Raw genomic sequence first — 17,252 nt, 5'->3', positions numbered from 1 at the left:
ACAGGGTTCCAGAGCGGCCCTGATGAGTGAGGATTCAGTACCATGGCTTACAGCGAAAAGGTCATCGACCACTACGAAAACCCGCGCAACGTCGGCAAGATGAACGCGGAAGACCCTGATGTCGGCACCGGCATGGTCGGCGCTCCGGCGTGCGGCGATGTGATGCGCCTGCAGATCAAGGTCAACGAGGCTGGCGTTATCGAAGACGCCAAATTCAAAACCTACGGTTGCGGTTCGGCCATCGCCTCCAGCTCCCTCGCCACCGAGTGGATGAAAGGCAAGACCCTGGATGAGGCTGTGACTATCAGCAACACCCAGCTGGCCGAAGAACTGGCACTGCCGCCAGTGAAAATCCACTGCTCCGTACTCGCAGAAGACGCCATCAAGGCGGCCGTTCGCGACTACAAGCAGAAGAAAGGCTTGATCTAAGCATTTGGCGACGAGTAAGGAGTCAACGATGGCTATCAGCATGACAGAAGCGGCTGCGCAGCACATTCGCCGCTCCCTGAATGGGCGCGGTAAAGGTGAGGGGATTCGTCTGGGTGTTCGCACCACAGGCTGTTCCGGCCTTGCCTATGTGCTGGAGTTCGTCGATGAGGTGGTTGCGGAAGACCAGGTGTTCGAAAGTCACGGCGAAAAAGTGATCATCGACCCTAAAAGCCTGACCTACCTGGACGGCACCGAGCTCGATTTCGTCAAGGAAGGCTTGAACGAAGGCTTCAAGTTCAACAACCCCAACGTACGCGGTGAATGTGGCTGCGGCGAAAGCTTCAACATCTGAGGCTATTCGTGGGTACTCCTTGTCATTTCGCTTTATTCGAGCTGCAGCCGAGCTTTCGGCTGGACCTTGAGCAGCTTGCCACGCGCTACCGAGAGTTGGCGCGTGGAGTGCATCCGGACCGTTTTGCTGACGCTTCCGAGCGGGAGCAACGCTTGGCGCTGGAGCAATCGGCCAGCCTCAACGAGGCTTATCAGACGCTGAAAAACCCGCCCAAACGCGCGCGCTACCTGCTCGCGATGAAGGGTGGCGAGTTGCCAATGGAAGTCACGGTGCACGATCCGGACTTCCTGATGCAGCAGATGCAATGGCGCGAAGAACTCGAAGAGTTGCAGGACGAGGCCGATGTGGCTGGCGTCGCAGTCTTCAAGCGCCGTCTGAAAGTGGCCCAGGATGAGCTCAATGAAAGCTTCGCAGCCTGTTGGGATGATGCAGCGCAACGTGAACAGGCCGAACGCCTGATGCGGCGCATGCAGTTCCTCGACAAGCTCACCTACGAAGTGCGCCAGCTAGAAGAGCGCCTCGACGATTAACCCAGTGCTGCCCGTGATGCACGCCTGATAGACAGATAAGACCTGATTACCATGGCTCTACTGCAAATCGCCGAACCCGGCCAAAGCCCTCAACCGCACCAGCGTCGTCTGGCGGTCGGGATTGACCTGGGCACCACCAATTCCCTGGTTGCTGCCTTGCGCAGCGGCCTGTCCGAGCCGCTGCCCGACGCCGATGGCCAGGTCATCCTGCCGTCCGCCGTGCGCTATCACGCCGATCGCACCGAAGTCGGCGAGTCGGCCAAGCTGGCCGCGTCTACCGATCCGTTGAACACTGTGCTGTCGGTCAAGCGCCTGATGGGTCGTGGTCTGTCCGACGTCAAGCAATTGGGCGACCAGCTGCCGTACCGCTTTGTCGGCGGCGAATCCCATATGCCGTTCATCGACACCGTTCAAGGCCCGAAAAGCCCGGTGGAAGTGTCTGCGGACATCCTCAAGGTGCTGCGCCAGCGTGCGGAAACCACCTTGGGCGGCGAACTGGTCGGCGCGGTGATCACGGTTCCGGCATATTTCGATGACGCTCAGCGCCAAGCCACCAAAGACGCGGCAAAACTCGCCGGTCTGAACGTACTGCGCCTGCTCAACGAGCCGACCGCGGCGGCCGTGGCCTATGGCCTCGATCAGCATGCTGAAGGCTTGGTCGCCATTTACGACTTGGGCGGCGGCACTTTTGATATTTCGATTCTGCGCCTGACTGGCGGTGTTTTCGAAGTACTGGCCACCGGTGGTGATACAGCCCTTGGCGGCGATGACTTCGATCACGCCATTGCTGGCTGGATCATCAGCGGCGCCGGCTTGTCTGCCGACCTGGACCCGGGCGAGCAGCGCAGCCTGCTGCAAACCGCCTGCGCCGCTAAAGAAGCGCTGACTGACGCCGCAAGTGTTGAAGTTTCCTACGGTTCCTGGTCGGCCCAGCTGACCCGCGAAGCCTTCGATTCGTTGATCGAACCGATGGTCGCCCGCAGCCTCAGGGCCTGCCGCCGCGCCGTACGCGACTCCGGCATCGAGCTGGAAGACGTGGCGGCTGTGGTCATGGTCGGCGGTTCCACCCGCGTGCCACGTGTGCGTGACGCCGTGGCCGAAGCCTTCGGTCGCCAGCCACTGACTGAAATCGACCCGGACCAAGTGGTCGCCATTGGCGCTGCGATCCAGGCCGACACCCTTGCGGGCAACAAGCGCGATGGTGGCGAACTGCTGCTGCTCGACGTGATTCCGTTGTCTCTGGGGCTCGAAACCATGGGCGGCCTGATGGAGAAGGTGATTCCACGCAACACCACCATCCCCGTCGCTCGCGCCCAGGACTTCACCACGTACAAAGATGGCCAGACAGCCATGATGATTCATGTGCTGCAAGGCGAGCGCGAGCTGATCAGCGACTGCCGCTCTCTGGCACGTTTTGAATTGCGCGGTATCCCGGCCATGGTCGCGGGTGCGGCGAAAATTCGCGTGACGTACCAGGTGGATGCCGACGGCCTGCTCAGCGTCGCCGCGCGTGAATTGGCGTCGGGCGTTGAAGCGAGCATTCAGGTCAAGCCGTCTTACGGCCTGACCGACGGCGAAATCGCCAAGATGCTTAAGGACTCGTTCCAATACGCCGGTGATGACAAAGTCGCCCGCGTGCTGCGTGAACAACAAGTCGACGCCCAGCGCCTGCTCGAAGCCGTGCAGGGCGCGCTTGACGCCGATGGCGAACGCCTGCTGGACGCCGAAGAACGCATGGTCATCGACCTGCAAATGCAGGAACTGGCTGAATTGATGAAAGGCACCGATGGTTATGCCATCGAGCAGCAGACCAAACGTCTGTCGCAAGTGACCGATGCTTTTGCCGCCCGTCGCATGGACCAGTCGGTAAAAGCCGCCCTGGCGGGACGCAACCTGAATGAAATCGAGGAATAATTAATGCCGCAGGTCATTTTTCTGCCACACGCCGAGCATTGCCCGGACGGTATGGTTGTGGAGGCTGAGACCGGCAAGTCCATCCTCGAAGTTGCCCATGACCACCACATCGAAATCGAAAGTGCCTGCGGCGGTGTCTGCGCCTGCACCACCTGCCACTGCATCATCCGCGAGGGTTTCAACTCCCTGGAAGAAGCCGATGAGCTGGAGGAGGACTTTCTGGACCGCGCGTGGGGCCTTGAGGCGCAATCGCGTCTAAGCTGTCAGGCCAAGGTTGGGACCGAAGACATCACCGTCGAAATTCCGAAATATTCGCTCAACCATGCGGCCGAAGCGCCGCATTGATTCAAGGAAATGTCATGAGCCTGAAATGGGTTGATGTACAAGAAATCGCTATTCAACTTGCGGAAGCTCATCCCGAGGTCAATCCTCTTACTGTGAACTTCGTCAAGCTGCGCAACCTGGTAATGGCGCTGCCGGACTTCGACGACATCCCGGACCGGGGTGGCGAAAAGGTTCTGGAGGCGATTCAAGGCCTGTGGATCGAAGAAGCAGACTGAGCCGCCTTTTACGCAGTTAGGCAATACCCAATAACCCGCGTATAATTCGCGGGTTTAATTTTTCGTAAATTACCGTTTCTGGAGTTACACCATGGCTGTTCAACGTACTTTCTCCATCATCAAGCCTGACGCTGTTGCAAAAAACGTCATCGGCGAGATCACCACTCGTTTCGAAAAAGCCGGCCTGAAGGTTGTAGCTTCGAAACTCAAGCAACTGTCCAAAGCTGAAGCTGAAGGCTTCTACGCTGAGCACAGCGCTCGTGGTTTCTTCGGCGACCTGGTCTCCTTCATGATCTCCGGCCCTGTTGTTGTTCAGGTTCTGGAAGGCGAAAACGCTATCGCTCTGAACCGTGAGCTGATGGGCGCTACCAACCCTAAAGAAGCTGCTGCCGGCACCATCCGTGCTGATTTCGCTGAATCCATCGACGCCAACGCTGTACACGGTTCGGATTCCGAAGCCGCTGCTGCTCGCGAAATTTCGTACTTTTTCGCTGCTACTGAAGTAACCGCTCGCTAAGCATTGGCTTAAAGAGTGAGGGTGAATCCATGACTACATCGACTGTTAAAACCAACCTGCTGGGTCTGACTCAGCCGGAAATGGAGAAATTCTTCGACTCAATCGGGGAGAAGCGTTTCCGTGCCGGTCAGGTAATGAAGTGGATTCACCACTTTGGCGTCGACGATTTCGACGCCATGACGAACGTCAGCAAAGCCTTGCGCGACAAGCTCAAGGTTATTGCTGAGGTCCGTGGTCCCGAAGTTGTCAGCGAGGACATTTCCACCGACGGCACCCGCAAGTGGGTGGTGCGCGTGGCGTCCGGCAGCTGCGTCGAGACCGTGTACATTCCCCAAGGCAAACGCGGCACATTGTGCGTTTCGTCCCAGGCAGGCTGTGCCCTGGATTGCAGTTTCTGCTCCACCGGCAAGCAAGGCTTCAACAGCAACCTCACCGCCGCCGAAGTGATCGGCCAGGTGTGGATTGCCAACAAATCCTTTGGCAGCGTCCCGGCAACCGTCGACCGTGCCATCACCAACGTGGTGATGATGGGCATGGGTGAGCCGCTGCTGAACTTTGATAACGTCATCGCAGCCATGCACCTGATGATGGACGACCTGGGCTATGGCATTTCCAAGCGCCGTGTGACCCTGTCGACCTCCGGCGTGGTGCCGATGATCGATGAGCTGGCCAAGCACATCGACGTCTCCCTGGCGTTGTCGCTGCACGCACCAAATGACGCATTGCGTAACCAATTGGTGCCAATCAACAAGAAGTATCCGCTTAAGATGCTGCTCGAATCTTGCCAGCGTTACATGGCGACCTTGGGCGAGAAACGTGTGCTGACCATTGAGTACACCATGCTCAAGGACATCAACGACAAGGTCGAGCACGCGGTCGAGATGATCGAGCTGCTCAAGAACACCCCATGCAAGATCAACCTGATACCGTTTAACCCGTTTCCCCATTCTGGCTACGAGCGGCCGAGCAACAACGCCATTCGCCGTTTCCAGGATCAACTGCACCAGGCTGGCTACAACGTGACCGTGCGCACCACTCGTGGTGAAGACATCGACGCCGCTTGTGGCCAATTGGTAGGGCAGGTGATGGACCGCACCCGCCGCAGCGAACGTTATATCGCCGTGCGCGAACTTAACGCTGCTGAAGATTTGCCGCAAATTGCTGTGAATCGAATCTGAGAGAGGATCTCTATGCCCTTGCGCCTTGCGCTGCTTTTACTGCTTACCGGCCTCGTGGCCGGTTGTGTTTCATCGGGTTATGACAGCCCTTTGCACACCGATAAAGGCCGTGACGAGGCGCGAAGTGCCTATGTGCAACTGGGGTTGGGTTACCTGCGACAAGGCATGAGCGAACAGGCCAAGGTGCCGCTGAAAAAGGCCCTGGCGCTGGACGGCGACGATGCTGACGCCAATGCCGCGCTGGCCCTGGTGTTCCAGGCCCAGGCCGAGCCTGAACTTGCCGATCGCTATTTTCTGAAGGCCCTGGCCTCACGTCCTGCCGACCCGCGGCTGCTGAACAACTACGGCAGCTTCCTGTTCTCGCAGAAACGTTATGACCAGGCCGCCGCTTATTTCCAGCAAGCCTCCAGCGATACCCTCTACCCGGAGCGGTCGCGGGTGTTCGAGAACCTTGGGGTCACCTCGATTCGCCTCGGCCAGCGCGACAGCGCTCGCCAGCAACTGGAAAAAGCACTGCATTTGAATGGTCGTCAGCCTCGGGCATTGCTCGAAATGGCTGAGATGTCTTACGAAGACAGGCATTATGTGCCGGCACGTGACTATTACGAGCGTTTTAGCCTGCTCAGCGGGCAAAATGCACGTAGTCTATTGCTCGGCGTGCGCCTGGCCACGGTTCATGAAGAACGCGACACGGCCGCACGTTTTGGCCAGCAACTCGAACGACTCTATCCCGGTACGCCGGAATATCAGCAATACCTGTCGGAGCAATGATGAAAGCGGCGCACCCGGAAGTTGTAGCAGCTAATCGCGTAAACCCAGGCGAGACCTTGCGTCAGGCCCGCGAAAGCAATGGTTGGTCGCTGGCAGAAGTGGCCCTCAAGCTCAATTTGACCACGACGTCCCTGGGCAATTTGGAAACCGGCGCGTTCGATAAGCTGCCTGGGCATACCTTTGCTCGCGGCTATATCCGCGCCTACGCCAAATTGCTGGGCATTGATCAGGCTGTACTGGTTCAGCAATTTGACCAGTTCACCGGCACCGACTCCCAGGGCAGCAATGTGCACGGCCTGGGTCGTATCGAAGAGCCTGTGCGGGTTTCCCACACGATTTTGCGAATTGTCAGCCTGTTGCTGCTGGTTGCCGTGATTGGCGGCGGTTTCGTCTGGTGGCAAGACCAGGCGTCCCAGCGCAGCAAGGACTTGACCAGCAACGCCATGGAGCACGTCGAAGTCGAAAGCGCCGACGGCACCACCCAGATTCATCCACTGGATGAGCCGGAAGACCAGGCTGTTGTCGAAGGGCAGGCGGCGCCGCAAGCGCCGGTCACCGCCGAACAGCCAGCAACGCCAGAGGGCACTGCGCCAGCTGCGACTGCCGTGGTTCCTGCCCCGGCCGTCGCCGCCACCCCGACAACGCCTGTGGCTCCGGCCCATGCGCCAGTTGCTCCTGTGACTGCCGCGCCTGCTACCCCGGCAGCGCCAGCGATGTCGCCGCCTACCACGCCTGCATTGATCGCAGGTGACGGGCACCTCCAGATTACCTTCGTTGCCGACTGCTGGACGCAAGTCAGCGACGGCAACGGCAAAGTGCTGTTTAGCGGTCTCAAGCGTAAGGGAGATACGCTTGACCAGGGCGGCAAGCCTCCTTTGACGCTGCGTCTGGGCTATGCCCGAGGCGCGCAAGTGGCCTACAACGGCCAGCCTGTGGACGTGGCGCCGTTCACCAGTGGCGAGACCGCTCGCCTGAAGTTGGGACAATAGTCATGCACGGCGAATCTCCAATCAAACGTCGCGTATCGCGCAAAATTTGGGTCGGCTCGGTGCCGGTGGGTGGCGACGCCCCCATCGCTGTACAAAGCATGACCAACAGCGACACCAATGATGTGGCCGCCACCGTGGCCCAGATCAACCGTCTGGAAGCGGCTGGCGTCGACATCGTGCGCATTTCCGTACCGGACATGGACGCTGCCGAAGCCTTTGGCCGCATCAAGCAGCTGGTCAAGGTGCCGCTGGTTGCCGACATTCACTTCGACTACAAGATCGCGCTGCGTGTAGCCGAACTCGGCGTGGATTGCCTGCGTATCAACCCGGGCAATATCGGTCGTGAAGACCGTGTGCGTGCTGTGGTGGACGCTGCCCGTGACCGTGGCATCCCCATCCGCATCGGCGTTAACGCCGGTTCCCTGGAAAAAGACCTGCAAAAGAAGTACGGCGAGCCGACCCCGGCGGCGCTGGTTGAATCGGCGCTGCGCCACGTTGAGCACCTTGAACGCCTGAATTTCCAGGACTTCAAGGTCAGCGTAAAGGCCTCCGACGTGTTCATGGCGGTAGAAGCCTACCGCCTGTTGGCCAAGGAAATTGTGCAACCGTTGCACCTGGGTATTACTGAAGCGGGCGGTTTGCGCTCAGGCACAGTGAAATCTGCGGTGGGTCTCGGTATGCTGCTCGCCGAAGGGATTGGCGATACTATCCGCATCTCCCTCGCGGCAGACCCCGTAGAGGAAGTGAAAGTCGGTTACGACATTCTCAAATCCCTGCGTTTGCGTTCCCGTGGTATCAATTTCATTGCCTGCCCGAGCTGCTCGCGGCAGAACTTCGACGTGGTGAAAACCATGAACGATCTGGAATTGCGCCTCGAAGACCTGCTGGTGCCGCTGGATGTTGCGGTGATCGGTTGCGTGGTCAACGGGCCGGGTGAAGCCAAAGAGGCCCATGTAGGCCTGACCGGCGGTACACCGAACCTGATTTACATCGACGGCAAGCCGGCGCAGAAGTTAACGAATGAAAATCTGGTGGATGAGCTCGAAAGACTGATCCGCCAGAAAGCGGCCGAAAAGGTCGCAGCTGACGCAGCGCTGATCGCGCGCGGCTGATTGAACGAATTTAAGGATTAGATGTGAGCAAGTCTCTGCAAGCCATTCGTGGCATGAACGACATCCTGCCGGAGCAGACGCCACTGTGGCGCTACTTCGAGAACACGGTCGCGCGCCTGCTGGATAACTACGGTTATAAGCAGATTCGCATGCCGATTGTCGAGTTTACCGAGCTGTTCAAGCGCTCCATCGGTGAAGTGACCGACATCGTCGAAAAAGAGATGTACACCTTTGAAGACCGCAACGGCGACTCCCTGACCCTGCGTCCGGAAGGTACCGCTGCATGCGTGCGCGCTGTGCTTGAGCATGGTCTCACCGGTGCTGGCCAGCCACAGAAGCTGTGGTACATCGGCCCGATGTTCCGCCATGAGCGCCCACAGAAAGGCCGTTATCGTCAGTTCCACCAGATCGGCCTGGAAGTATTCAACATCGAAGGGCCGGACATTGACGCCGAGCTGATCGTGCTGACCTGGCGCCTGTGGGGCCTGCTGGGCATCCGCGACGCCGTCAAGCTCGAACTCAACAGCCTGGGCACCAGCGAATCCCGTGGCCGCTACAAGGTGGCACTGGTCGAGTATCTGTCTGCCCACCTCGACAAGCTGGACGAAGACAGCCAGCGCCGTCTGAAAACCAACCCGTTGCGCGTGCTGGACACCAAGAACGCCGACACCCAAGCCGTACTGGTCGACGCGCCGAAAATGGCCGACTACCTGGACGACGAATCCCGCACGCACTTCGAGGGCCTCAAGGCTCGCCTGGACGCAGCGGGTATTCCCTTCGTGATCAACACGAAGCTGGTGCGCGGCCTCGATTACTACAGCAAGACCGTGTTCGAGTGGGTCACCGACAAACTCGGCGCCCAGGGCACCGTGTGCGCCGGTGGCCGGTACGACGGCCTGGTTGAGCAAATGGGCGGCAAGCCGACCACGGGCGTGGGCTTTGCCATGGGCATCGAGCGCCTTATTTTGCTGCTCGAAACCCTGGAGCAAGTCCCCGAAGAAATTTCCCGTCAGGTGGATGTTTACCTGTGCGCCTTTGGCGAGGCCGCCGAATTGGCTGCCCTGGCCTTGAGCGAACAGGTGCGCGACCAACTGCCAAACCTGCGCCTGCAAGTCAATGCCGGCGCCGGCAGCTTCAAGAGCCAGTTCAAGAAGGCCGACAAGAGCGGTGCGCTGTATGCGCTGATCCTCGGCGATGACGAGTTGGCCCAGCAAGTGATAGGTTTCAAACCCCTGCGTGGCCAGGGCGAGCAACAGAACATTGCCTTTGATGCGCTCGCCGCGCACTTGGCCACCTGCGTCGTGCAGGGTTGAAGCTGTCGAACAGCCGAATTTAGCGATTAAGGAGTATTGGGGTGTCGAGTACTGATGATGATCAACTGGCCGAGTTCAAGGACTGGTGGCAGCGTAACGGCAAGCCTCTGGTTACTGGCGGTCTGCTGGCTTTAGTGGTGGTGTTCGGCTGGCAAGCCTGGCACAAGTATCAGGCCAACCAGTCTCAGGGCGCCTCGATCCTCTATCAGCAATTGCTGGAAACCACGCTGACGCCCGATGGCAAGCCTGACCCTGCTCAGGTTGCAGACCTGGCGGGCAAGCTGAAAAACGAATTCGGCGGTAGCACTTACGCCCAGTACGGCAGCCTGTTCGTCGCGAAAGTCGCGGTCGACACCGGCAAGCTGGATGACGCAGCCACCGAGCTGAAGGCCATCGCCGACAAGCCGACCAACCCGACCCTGGGTGAAATCGCACGTCAGCGCCTGGCGCAGGTATTGGCGGCACAGAATAAGGCTGACGAAGCACTCAAACTGCTCGACGGCGATGCTGACAAGGCATTTGTGGCCACTCGTGAAGAGCTCAAGGGCGACCTGTTGGTCCAATTGGGTCGTACCGATGAAGCCCATGCTGCGTACCAAAAAGCCAAGGCGGCGCTGTCTGATGAAGCGGCGGTCGGTGGCTTACAAATCAAGCTCGACGACTTGGCCAAAGGGGATGCGTGACGTGATCCGTTGGAAACATGCAGCATTGCTGGCTCTGGCCGTTTTGGCCGCGGGTTGCAGCAGCAACAGCAAAAAAGAACTGCCTCCGGCCGAGCTGACCGCTTTCAAGGAAGAAGTGGTCCTGCAAAAGCAATGGAGCCGCTCCGTCGGTGACGGCCAGGGCGATCTCTACAACCTGTTGCAGCCGGCAATCGACGGCGACAACATCGTGGCCACTGACTCCACTGGCGTCGTTATGGCCATGGATCGCATGAACGGCGACGTGAAGTGGAAGAAAGACCTCGACCTGCCGGTGTCCGGCGGTGTGGGTGTCGGCTACGGCATGGTGCTGGTCGGTACGTTGAAAGGCGACGTGGTTGCTCTGGATTCGGCCACCGGTGAAGAGAAATGGCGCGCTCGCGTGACCAGTGAAGTACTCGCAGCGCCCGCCACCAACGGCGACATCGTTGTGGTTCAGACCCAGGATGACCGTGTGATCGGTCTGGATGCCGCTACCGGCAACCAGCGCTGGTTGTATGACAGCACCCCTGCGGTACTGACCTTGCGCGGCACCAGTGGTCCGATTGTGACCAATAATCTGGCCGTGGCAGGTCTGTCGACCGGTAAAGTAGTCGCCCTGGACACCCAGAACGGCGTGCCGGCCTGGGAAACCCGTGTGGCCATCCCGCAAGGTCGTTCCGAACTGGACCGCGTAGTGGACATCGACGGCGGCTTGCTGCTGTCGGGTGAAACCATCTACGTCGCCACCTATCAGGGCCGCGTTGCCGCTCTGGACCTGCAAACCGGCCGCATTAACTGGCAGCGTGATGCTTCCAGCTATGCCGGTGTCGCCCAAGGGTTTGGCAGCGTCTACGTAAGCCTTGCTTCCGGCACCGTTGAAAGTGTCGACGAGCGTTCCACCACTGCACTGTGGAGCAACGACTCCCTGGCCCGTCGTCAACTGTCGGCCCCGGAAGTGTTCTCCAGCTACGTAGCGGTAGGTGACTTCGAAGGTTACCTGCACCTGCTGAGCCAGGTAGACGGTCGCTTCGTGGGTCGCGAGCGTATCGACAGCGACGGCCTGCGTACTCGTCCGCTGGTCGTGGGTAACATGCTTTATGTGTTTGGCAACAGCGGCAAGCTGGAAGCCCTTACCATCAAGTAAGCACTATGCTTGGGGTAACACCCAGGCGGCCCCGCTTCGGCGGGGCATGCGGCATTTATTATGCTGCCCCGAGCACCAGCCGCTGCCTTGCAGCGGCTTTTGTATTTTCTGAAATAACGAAGTGGAGAGCCGCATGGTTCCCGTAATCGCCCTGGTGGGCCGACCTAACGTCGGCAAGTCCACCTTGTTCAACCGCCTGACCAGGACTCGCGACGCCATCGTCGGCGACTTGTCCGGTCTGACCCGTGATCGCCAATACGGTGAGGCAAAGTGGCAAGGGCGCTCCTATATTCTGGTCGACACCGGTGGTATTTCCGGTGACGAACATGGCATGGACGAAAAAATGGCCGAGCAGTCGCTGCTGGCCATTGAAGAAGCCGATGTTGTTCTGTTCCTGGTAGACGCCAAAGCCGGTTTCACTGCGGCTGACCAGATGATCGCGGAGCACTTGCGCAAGCGTAACAAGCGCTCCTACGTGGTCGCCAACAAGGTCGATAACATCGACCCGGAAATGGCCCGCGCCGAATTCGCGCCATTGGGCATGGGGCACGCGATTCCAATCGCCGGTGCTCACGGCCGTGGCATCACCCAGATGCTGGAAATCGCCCTGAGCGATTTCCCGAAGGACGAAGAAGAGCCGGAAGACGGCGAAGAAGAGATCGTTGCCGAAGGTGAGGAAGCCAAGCGCATTCCTGGCCCGAGTGAAAAAGACGGTATCAAGATCGCTATCATCGGCCGCCCGAACGTCGGCAAGTCGACGCTGGTTAACCGCATGCTCGGTGAAGACCGGGTTATCGTGTACGACGAGCCCGGCACCACCCGCGACAGCATCTACATCCCGTTCGAACGTAACGAGGAAAAGTACACGCTGATCGACACCGCCGGTGTGCGCAAGCGCGGCAAGATCCACGAGGAAGTTGAAAAGTTCTCGGTGGTCAAAACCCTGCAAGCGATCAAAGACGCCAACGTGGTGATCTTTGTGATGGACGCCCGCGAAGGCGTGGTCGACCACGACCTCAACCTGCTGGGCTTTGCCCTGGAAGCCGGTCGTGCATTGGTTATCGCGATCAACAAGTGGGACGGCATGACGCCGAGCGAGCGCGATTTCGTCAAGATCGAGCTGCAGCGTCGCCTGTTCTTTGTTGAGTTTGCCGATATCCACTTTATCTCGGCACTGCACGGTACCGGCGTGGGCAACCTCTACGCGTCCGTACAGAACTCGTTCAAGTCTGCGGTCACCCGCTGGCCGACCAACCGTCTGACCCAAATCCTGGAAGACGCAGTTGGCGATCACGCACCGCCGATGGTCAACAACCGCCGGATCAAGCTGCGTTACGCCCACTTGGGTGGTGCCAACCCGCCGATTATCGTGATCCACGGTAACCAGATCGAGAAGGTGCCAAAGTCTTACGTGCGTTACCTGGAAAACACTTACCGCCGTGTCTTGAAGCTGGTCGGTACGCCGATCCGCATCGAGTTCAAAGGTGGCGAGAACCCGTACGAAGGTAACAAGAACAGCCTCACCGACCGCCAGGTAAACAAAAAGCGCCGGATGATGACGCACCACAAGAAAGCCGACAAAAAGCGCCGCGACAAGCGCTGATTTCGACGCCGCAAAAAGGGCTCTTTACGAGCCCTTTTTTGTGCGCGTCAGTTTGTGCCTTGACCCGATACAGCGGGCAGCTTAAAACTTGGGGCTCATTTGCAGGGGCCACCGATGATCACCAGCAAGCTGCCGAATGTCGGCACGACCATTTTCACCACCATGTCGCAACTCGCCGCTGAAACGGGAGCGCTTAACCTGTCTCAGGGCTTTCCGGATTTCAATGGCCCCCAAGGCCTGCTCGATGCGGTCGGCAAACATGTGGCCAGCGGGCACAACCAATATTCGCCGATGACCGGCCTGCCAGCGTTGCGTCAGCAGGTGGCGGCCAAGATCGCCCGCAGCTACGGCGCCACGGTGAATCCCGACAGCGAAGTGACCATCACCCCGGGTGCCACCGCCGCGATCTTCTGCGCTATTCAGGCGGTGATTCGTAACGGCGATGAAGTCATCGTGTTCGACCCCTGCTACGACAGCTATGAGCCCTCCGTCGAGCTGGCCGGCGGTCGTTGCGTGCATGTGCAACTGAGCTTGAACGGCTTCGCGCTGGACTTTGAGCAGATCAAGGCCGCGCTGTCGCCACGCACGCGCATGATCGTCCTCAACACCCCGCATAACCCCACCGGCGCGCTGATCAGCCGCGCCGAACTGGACGGGTTGGCCGAACTGATCCGCGACCGTGATATCTACCTGGTCAGCGACGAGGTCTACGAACACTTGGTGTTCGACGCAGTGCCCCACGTCAGCGTGCTGGCCCACGAAGAGCTGTATCAGCGCGCCTTCGTGGTCAGCTCCTTCGGCAAGACTTACCACGTCACCGGCTGGAAAACCGGCTACGTGGTCGCGCCACCAGCCCTGACCGCCGAGCTGCGCAAAGTGCATCAGTACGTTAACTTCTGCGGCGTGACCCCGTTGCAGTTCGCATTGGCCGACTTCATGGCCGACCACCCGGAACACGTCGAGCAACTGCCAGCCTTCTATCAGGCCAAGCGCGACCTGTTCTGCGACCTGTTGGCGCCGTCGCGCTTCAGCTTTACCCGCGTGACCGGCACTTATTTCCAGCTGGTGGATTACTCACAGATTCGCCCGGACCTGGATGACGTCGCCATGTCGCTATGGATGACCCGCGAGCACGGCGTGGCGACCATTCCGGTCTCGGTGTTCTATCAGCACCCACCCCAAGGCCAGCGCCTGGTGCGCCTGTGCTTTGCCAAACGCGAGGAGACGCTGCAGCACGCGGCGGAGAAACTATGCGTGATCTGAGTCAACTGCCCGACCTTAACATCGCCCTGGTCCAGACCAGCCTGGCGTGGCATGACCGTCAGGCCAATCTTGAGCATTTCGAACTGCTGCTGGAGCAGGCCAACGGCGCCGACCTGATCGTGTTGCCGGAGATGTTTACCACTGGCTTCTCGATGGATTCTGAGACCCTCGCCGAGCCGGAGCGTGGCCCGACCTATCATTGGCTTCAGGCTCAGGCGACAAAGTACGCCGCGGTGATCACCGGCAGTGTGATCATCCGGGCCGCCGACGGCAGCCACCGTAACCGCCTGCTGTGGGCGCGGCCGGACGGCGAGGTGTGGCATTACGACAAACGCCACCTGTTCCGCATGGCAGGCGAACACGATCACTACACCCCCGGCGAGCGCCAGGTGCAGTTTGAGTTGAAAGGCTGGCGCATTCGTCCGCTGATTTGCTACGACCTGCGCTTCCCGGTGTGGAGCCGCGATGCACAAGACACAGACCTGCTGTTGTACACCGCCAACTGGCCAGGTGCGCGGCGTCTGCATTGGAACCGCTTGTTGCCCGCGCGGGCCATCGAAAACCTGTGTTACGTGGCGGCGGTGAATCGGGTAGGGACGGACGGCAAAGGCTTCGCTTACACTGGGGACAGCCAGGTGCTGGATTTCCAGGGTGAAACCTTGCTGAGTGCGGGGGAGGCGGATGGGGTGTTTCAAGTGAGCCTGAATGCGGCGGAGCTGGCGGCGTATCGCACCAAGTTCCCGGCCAATCTGGATGCTGATAGTTTTCAGTTTGTCTGATAGACCGCTTTCGCGAGCAAGCCCGCTCCCACATTTGGACCGCATTTCTCCAGGAAGGATGCGGTCAAAATGTGGGAGCGGGCTTGCTCGCGAAGAGGCCTTCAACACCACCGCAAATCTCAAACTTAACAAAAAGGCCCTGGGTTCTCACCCAGGGGCCTTCTGCATTTCAGCAGTCAGTTACGCCGCTTTTGCTTCCAGCTGGCTCAACGATCGGTTCAGCGCACTGAACAGTGCCTTGAAGCTGGCCGTGGTGATGTTTTCATCAATGCCCACACCATGCACCGGACGCTCGCCGTTCACACGCAGCTCGATGTACGCCGCCGCTTTGGCATTCGTGCCCGCACCAATCGCGTGCTCGTTGTAGTCCATGATCTCCACACCAATCGGCAGGCCCGCCACCAGTGCTTCCAGCGCACCGTTGCCTTTGCCTTTCCAGTGCAGGTTGGTTTCGCCCTGGCCTTTGCCCGAGACTTCCACTTCTACAAAACTGTTACCGTTTTCTTCCTGCAGGCGATGGCTGACCAGCGCGTACGGGGTGTTGGCTTGCAAGTATTCACGCTGCAACAAGGCGTAGATCTGCGGTGCGGTCATTTCCAGGCCGACGCGGTCGGTTTCGGCCTGCACCACTTGGCTGAACTCGATCTGCATGCGGCGCGGCAAGCTGATGTCGTATTCCTGCTCCAGCAGGTAGGCGATGCCGCCTTTACCCGACTGGCTGTTCACACGAATCACCGCCTCGTAGCTGCGGCCGATGTCGGCAGGGTCGATCGGCAAGTACGGCACTTCCCACAGGGTGTCGTCCTTCTGCTGAGAGAAGCCCTTGCGGATTGCGTCCTGGTGGGAGCCAGAGAACGCGGTGTGCACCAGGTCGCCGACGTACGGGTGACGTGGGTGCACCTGGATCTGGTTGCACTCCTCGACGACTTTGCGCACGCCGTCGATGTCGGAGAAGTCCAGTTGCGGGTCGAGGCCCTGGGTGTACATGTTGAGTGCCACGGTGACCAGGTCGACGTTGCCGGTGCGCTCGCCGTTGCCGAACAGGCAGCCTTCGACTCGGTCGGCGCCGGCCATCAGGCCCAGCTCGGTAGCGGCCACGCCAGTACCACGGTCATTGTGGGTGTGCAGGCTGATGATCACGCTGTCACGGCGGTTGATATGACGACCGAACCACTCAATCTGGTCGGCGTAGATGTTCGGTGTAGCACACTCAACAGTGGCCGGCAGGTTGAGGATCATCTTGTGCGAAGGCGTCGGGTTCCACACTTCGATCACCGCGTCACAGACTTCCTTGGCGAACTCCAGCTCAGTGGCGCTGAACGTCTCCGGGGAGTATTCGAAGGTCCACTGGGTTTCCGGTTGCTGAGCGGCGTATTTGACGAACAGCTTGGCCGCGTTGACCGCGATAGCCTTGATGCCGTCCTTGTCCTGATTGAACACGATGCGGCGGAACGACGGCGACGTGGCGTTGTACAGGTGCACGATGGCTTTTTTGGCGCCGCGCAGGGATTCGAAGGTGCGCGCGATCAAGTCTTCACGGCCCTGGGTCAGCACCTGAATGGTGGTGTCCTCGGGGATGTGGTTGTCTTCGATCAGGGTGCGCACGAAGTCAAAGTCGGTTTGCGACGCGGCCGGGAACGACGCTTCGATTTCCTTCACGCCTACCGCTACCAGGGTCTTCCAGAAGCGCAGCTTTTTCGCGGCATCCATCGGCTCGATCAGCGACTGGTTGCCATCACGCAGGTCGGAGCTGCACCAGATCGGCGCTTGGGTGATGGTCTTGGACGGCCAGGTGCGGTCCGGGATATCGATGGTCGGGAACGCGCGGTACTTCGAAGACGGGTCTTTGAGCATGCTCATCGGGAAATCCTTTGCTGTAGGGGCCGAGAAAAGGCGGCCTGCCGTGAAACTGTTTTTGGGGATGAAGCTGGGGACGAGGCAGATCGATTCAGCCTGGCAGTCGTGCGCTGACGAGGCACAGGCTGCGGTGCTGGCGGAGCTGAATGAGGGTGTGAGAGGTTTTCATAAGCTCAACCCTAACCGCCGGGGTGAAAGATGGCAAGCAGTCGAGAAAAATTGAGAGAAGTTCTGTTGTTTGCTTATGGGGCGAGATTT

18 protein-coding genes are annotated in these 17,252 nt (G+C 59.5%); 17 read left to right on the top strand and 1 reads right to left on the bottom strand.

From position 1 onward, the window contains the following. Nucleotides 1-42: 42 nt before the first annotated feature. The 17 genes from iscU to Q7C20_RS14960 all read left to right on the top strand — a co-directional run bounded on the left by iscU (nt 43) and on the right by Q7C20_RS14960 (nt 15,137). Nucleotides 43-429 carry a Fe-S cluster assembly scaffold IscU gene (gene iscU / locus Q7C20_RS15040; protein ID WP_003209682.1) on the top strand — a complete coding sequence of 129 codons (387 nt, stop codon included), beginning with the start codon at nt 43-45 and terminating at the stop codon, nt 427-429. 28 nt (nt 430-457) lie between these two features. Further along, nucleotides 458-781, top strand: coding sequence for an iron-sulfur cluster assembly protein IscA (gene iscA, locus Q7C20_RS15035; protein ID WP_003175963.1), 324 nt, complete (start codon nt 458-460; stop codon nt 779-781). A gap of 8 nt (nt 782-789) precedes the next feature. Then, entirely contained in the window at nt 790-1,311 is a 522-nt protein-coding gene (gene hscB / locus Q7C20_RS15030) for a co-chaperone HscB (RefSeq protein WP_078738989.1), read from the top strand. Between the two features lie 51 nt (nt 1,312-1,362). Further along, the gene (gene hscA / locus Q7C20_RS15025) at nt 1,363-3,225 is read left to right on the top strand and encodes a Fe-S protein assembly chaperone HscA (protein WP_375068355.1); all 1,863 of its coding nucleotides are present in this window, start codon (nt 1,363-1,365) and stop codon (nt 3,223-3,225) included. Nucleotides 3,226-3,228: 3 nt separating this feature from the next. Then, on the top strand, nt 3,229-3,570 hold the full coding sequence (gene fdx / locus Q7C20_RS15020) for an ISC system 2Fe-2S type ferredoxin (RefSeq protein ID WP_348056555.1): 342 nt from the start codon (nt 3,229-3,231) through the stop codon (nt 3,568-3,570). A gap of 14 nt (nt 3,571-3,584) precedes the next feature. Next, on the top strand, nt 3,585-3,785 hold the full coding sequence (gene iscX / locus Q7C20_RS15015) for a Fe-S cluster assembly protein IscX (protein WP_032879605.1): 201 nt from the start codon (nt 3,585-3,587) through the stop codon (nt 3,783-3,785). 91 nt (nt 3,786-3,876) lie between these two features. Then, the gene (ndk, locus tag Q7C20_RS15010) at nt 3,877-4,302 is read left to right on the top strand and encodes a nucleoside-diphosphate kinase (protein WP_083356869.1); all 426 of its coding nucleotides are present in this window, start codon (nt 3,877-3,879) and stop codon (nt 4,300-4,302) included. Between the two features lie 29 nt (nt 4,303-4,331). Then, nucleotides 4,332-5,480 (top strand): 23S rRNA (adenine(2503)-C(2))-methyltransferase RlmN, encoded by a 1,149-nt coding sequence (gene rlmN, locus Q7C20_RS15005; protein WP_375068354.1) that lies wholly within the window; start codon nt 4,332-4,334, stop codon nt 5,478-5,480. A gap of 12 nt (nt 5,481-5,492) precedes the next feature. Further along, complete coding sequence (pilW, locus tag Q7C20_RS15000; RefSeq protein ID WP_375068353.1) at nt 5,493-6,251, top strand: type IV pilus biogenesis/stability protein PilW; 759 nt, start codon at nt 5,493-5,495, stop codon at nt 6,249-6,251. Next, nucleotides 6,251-7,240, top strand: coding sequence for a RodZ domain-containing protein (locus tag Q7C20_RS14995; RefSeq protein ID WP_375068352.1), 990 nt, complete (start codon nt 6,251-6,253; stop codon nt 7,238-7,240). The genes pilW and Q7C20_RS14995 overlap by 1 nt, the downstream gene beginning before the upstream one ends. A 2-nt stretch (nt 7,241-7,242) precedes the next feature. Next, nucleotides 7,243-8,352: a flavodoxin-dependent (E)-4-hydroxy-3-methylbut-2-enyl-diphosphate synthase gene (gene ispG, locus Q7C20_RS14990; protein WP_375068351.1), complete on the top strand. Its 1,110-nt coding sequence runs from the start codon at nt 7,243-7,245 to the stop codon at nt 8,350-8,352. 23 nt (nt 8,353-8,375) lie between these two features. Further along, the gene (gene hisS, locus Q7C20_RS14985) at nt 8,376-9,665 is read left to right on the top strand and encodes a histidine--tRNA ligase (RefSeq protein ID WP_375068350.1); all 1,290 of its coding nucleotides are present in this window, start codon (nt 8,376-8,378) and stop codon (nt 9,663-9,665) included. A 41-nt stretch (nt 9,666-9,706) separates the two neighbouring features. After that, nucleotides 9,707-10,348, top strand: a complete 642-nt coding sequence (locus tag Q7C20_RS14980; protein ID WP_375068349.1) for a YfgM family protein — start codon at nt 9,707-9,709, stop codon at nt 10,346-10,348. Next, nucleotides 10,341-11,492 carry an outer membrane protein assembly factor BamB gene (gene bamB, locus Q7C20_RS14975; protein WP_348062053.1) on the top strand — a complete coding sequence of 384 codons (1,152 nt, stop codon included), beginning with the start codon at nt 10,341-10,343 and terminating at the stop codon, nt 11,490-11,492. The genes Q7C20_RS14980 and bamB overlap by 8 nt, the downstream gene beginning before the upstream one ends. 133 nt (nt 11,493-11,625) lie before the next feature. Next, nucleotides 11,626-13,095: a ribosome biogenesis GTPase Der gene (gene der / locus Q7C20_RS14970; protein ID WP_348062052.1), complete on the top strand. Its 1,470-nt coding sequence runs from the start codon at nt 11,626-11,628 to the stop codon at nt 13,093-13,095. A 114-nt stretch (nt 13,096-13,209) separates the two neighbouring features. Next, the gene (locus Q7C20_RS14965; protein WP_375068348.1) at nt 13,210-14,358 is read left to right on the top strand and encodes a pyridoxal phosphate-dependent aminotransferase; all 1,149 of its coding nucleotides are present in this window, start codon (nt 13,210-13,212) and stop codon (nt 14,356-14,358) included. Next, nucleotides 14,346-15,137 (top strand): amidohydrolase, encoded by a 792-nt coding sequence (locus tag Q7C20_RS14960; RefSeq protein ID WP_348062050.1) that lies wholly within the window; start codon nt 14,346-14,348, stop codon nt 15,135-15,137. The genes Q7C20_RS14965 and Q7C20_RS14960 overlap by 13 nt, the downstream gene beginning before the upstream one ends. A 180-nt stretch (nt 15,138-15,317) precedes the next feature. On the opposite strand, the gene leuA is transcribed toward Q7C20_RS14960, so the two are convergent. Then, a complete protein-coding gene (leuA, locus tag Q7C20_RS14955; protein WP_375068347.1) occupies nt 15,318-16,997 on the bottom strand; it encodes a 2-isopropylmalate synthase in 1,680 nt (559 codons plus the stop codon). Between the last annotated feature and the right edge of the window lie 255 nt (nt 16,998-17,252).

This window comes from Pseudomonas sp. AMR01 (assembly GCF_041946035.1).
GTDB classification, from domain to species: Bacteria; Pseudomonadota; Gammaproteobacteria; order Pseudomonadales; family Pseudomonadaceae; genus Aquipseudomonas; species Aquipseudomonas antarctica_B.
Note: the sequence above shows the minus strand (reverse complement) of the source record. Positions and strands in the feature narration are given on the sequence as shown.

What these genes read in the sequence shown, in the direction of transcription:
- iscU (WP_003209682.1), top strand. Translation starts at nt 43, where the DNA reads ATGGCTTACAGCGAAAAGGTCATCGACCACTACGAAAACCCGCGCAAC.
- iscA (WP_003175963.1), top strand. Translation starts at nt 458, where the DNA reads ATGGCTATCAGCATGACAGAAGCGGCTGCGCAGCACATTCGCCGCTCC.
- hscA (WP_375068355.1), top strand. Translation starts at nt 1,363, where the DNA reads ATGGCTCTACTGCAAATCGCCGAACCCGGCCAAAGCCCTCAACCGCAC.
- fdx (WP_348056555.1), top strand. Translation starts at nt 3,229, where the DNA reads ATGCCGCAGGTCATTTTTCTGCCACACGCCGAGCATTGCCCGGACGGT.
- iscX (WP_032879605.1), top strand. Translation starts at nt 3,585, where the DNA reads ATGAGCCTGAAATGGGTTGATGTACAAGAAATCGCTATTCAACTTGCG.
- ndk (WP_083356869.1), top strand. Translation starts at nt 3,877, where the DNA reads ATGGCTGTTCAACGTACTTTCTCCATCATCAAGCCTGACGCTGTTGCA.
- rlmN (WP_375068354.1), top strand. Translation starts at nt 4,332, where the DNA reads ATGACTACATCGACTGTTAAAACCAACCTGCTGGGTCTGACTCAGCCG.
- pilW (WP_375068353.1), top strand. Translation starts at nt 5,493, where the DNA reads ATGCCCTTGCGCCTTGCGCTGCTTTTACTGCTTACCGGCCTCGTGGCC.
- Q7C20_RS14995 (WP_375068352.1), top strand. Translation starts at nt 6,251, where the DNA reads ATGAAAGCGGCGCACCCGGAAGTTGTAGCAGCTAATCGCGTAAACCCA.
- ispG (WP_375068351.1), top strand. Translation starts at nt 7,243, where the DNA reads ATGCACGGCGAATCTCCAATCAAACGTCGCGTATCGCGCAAAATTTGG.
- bamB (WP_348062053.1), top strand. Translation starts at nt 10,341, where the DNA reads ATGCGTGACGTGATCCGTTGGAAACATGCAGCATTGCTGGCTCTGGCC.
- der (WP_348062052.1), top strand. Translation starts at nt 11,626, where the DNA reads ATGGTTCCCGTAATCGCCCTGGTGGGCCGACCTAACGTCGGCAAGTCC.
- Q7C20_RS14965 (WP_375068348.1), top strand. Translation starts at nt 13,210, where the DNA reads ATGATCACCAGCAAGCTGCCGAATGTCGGCACGACCATTTTCACCACC.
- Q7C20_RS14960 (WP_348062050.1), top strand. Translation starts at nt 14,346, where the DNA reads ATGCGTGATCTGAGTCAACTGCCCGACCTTAACATCGCCCTGGTCCAG.
- leuA (WP_375068347.1), bottom strand. Translation starts at nt 16,997, where the DNA reads ATGAGCATGCTCAAAGACCCGTCTTCGAAGTACCGCGCGTTCCCGACC.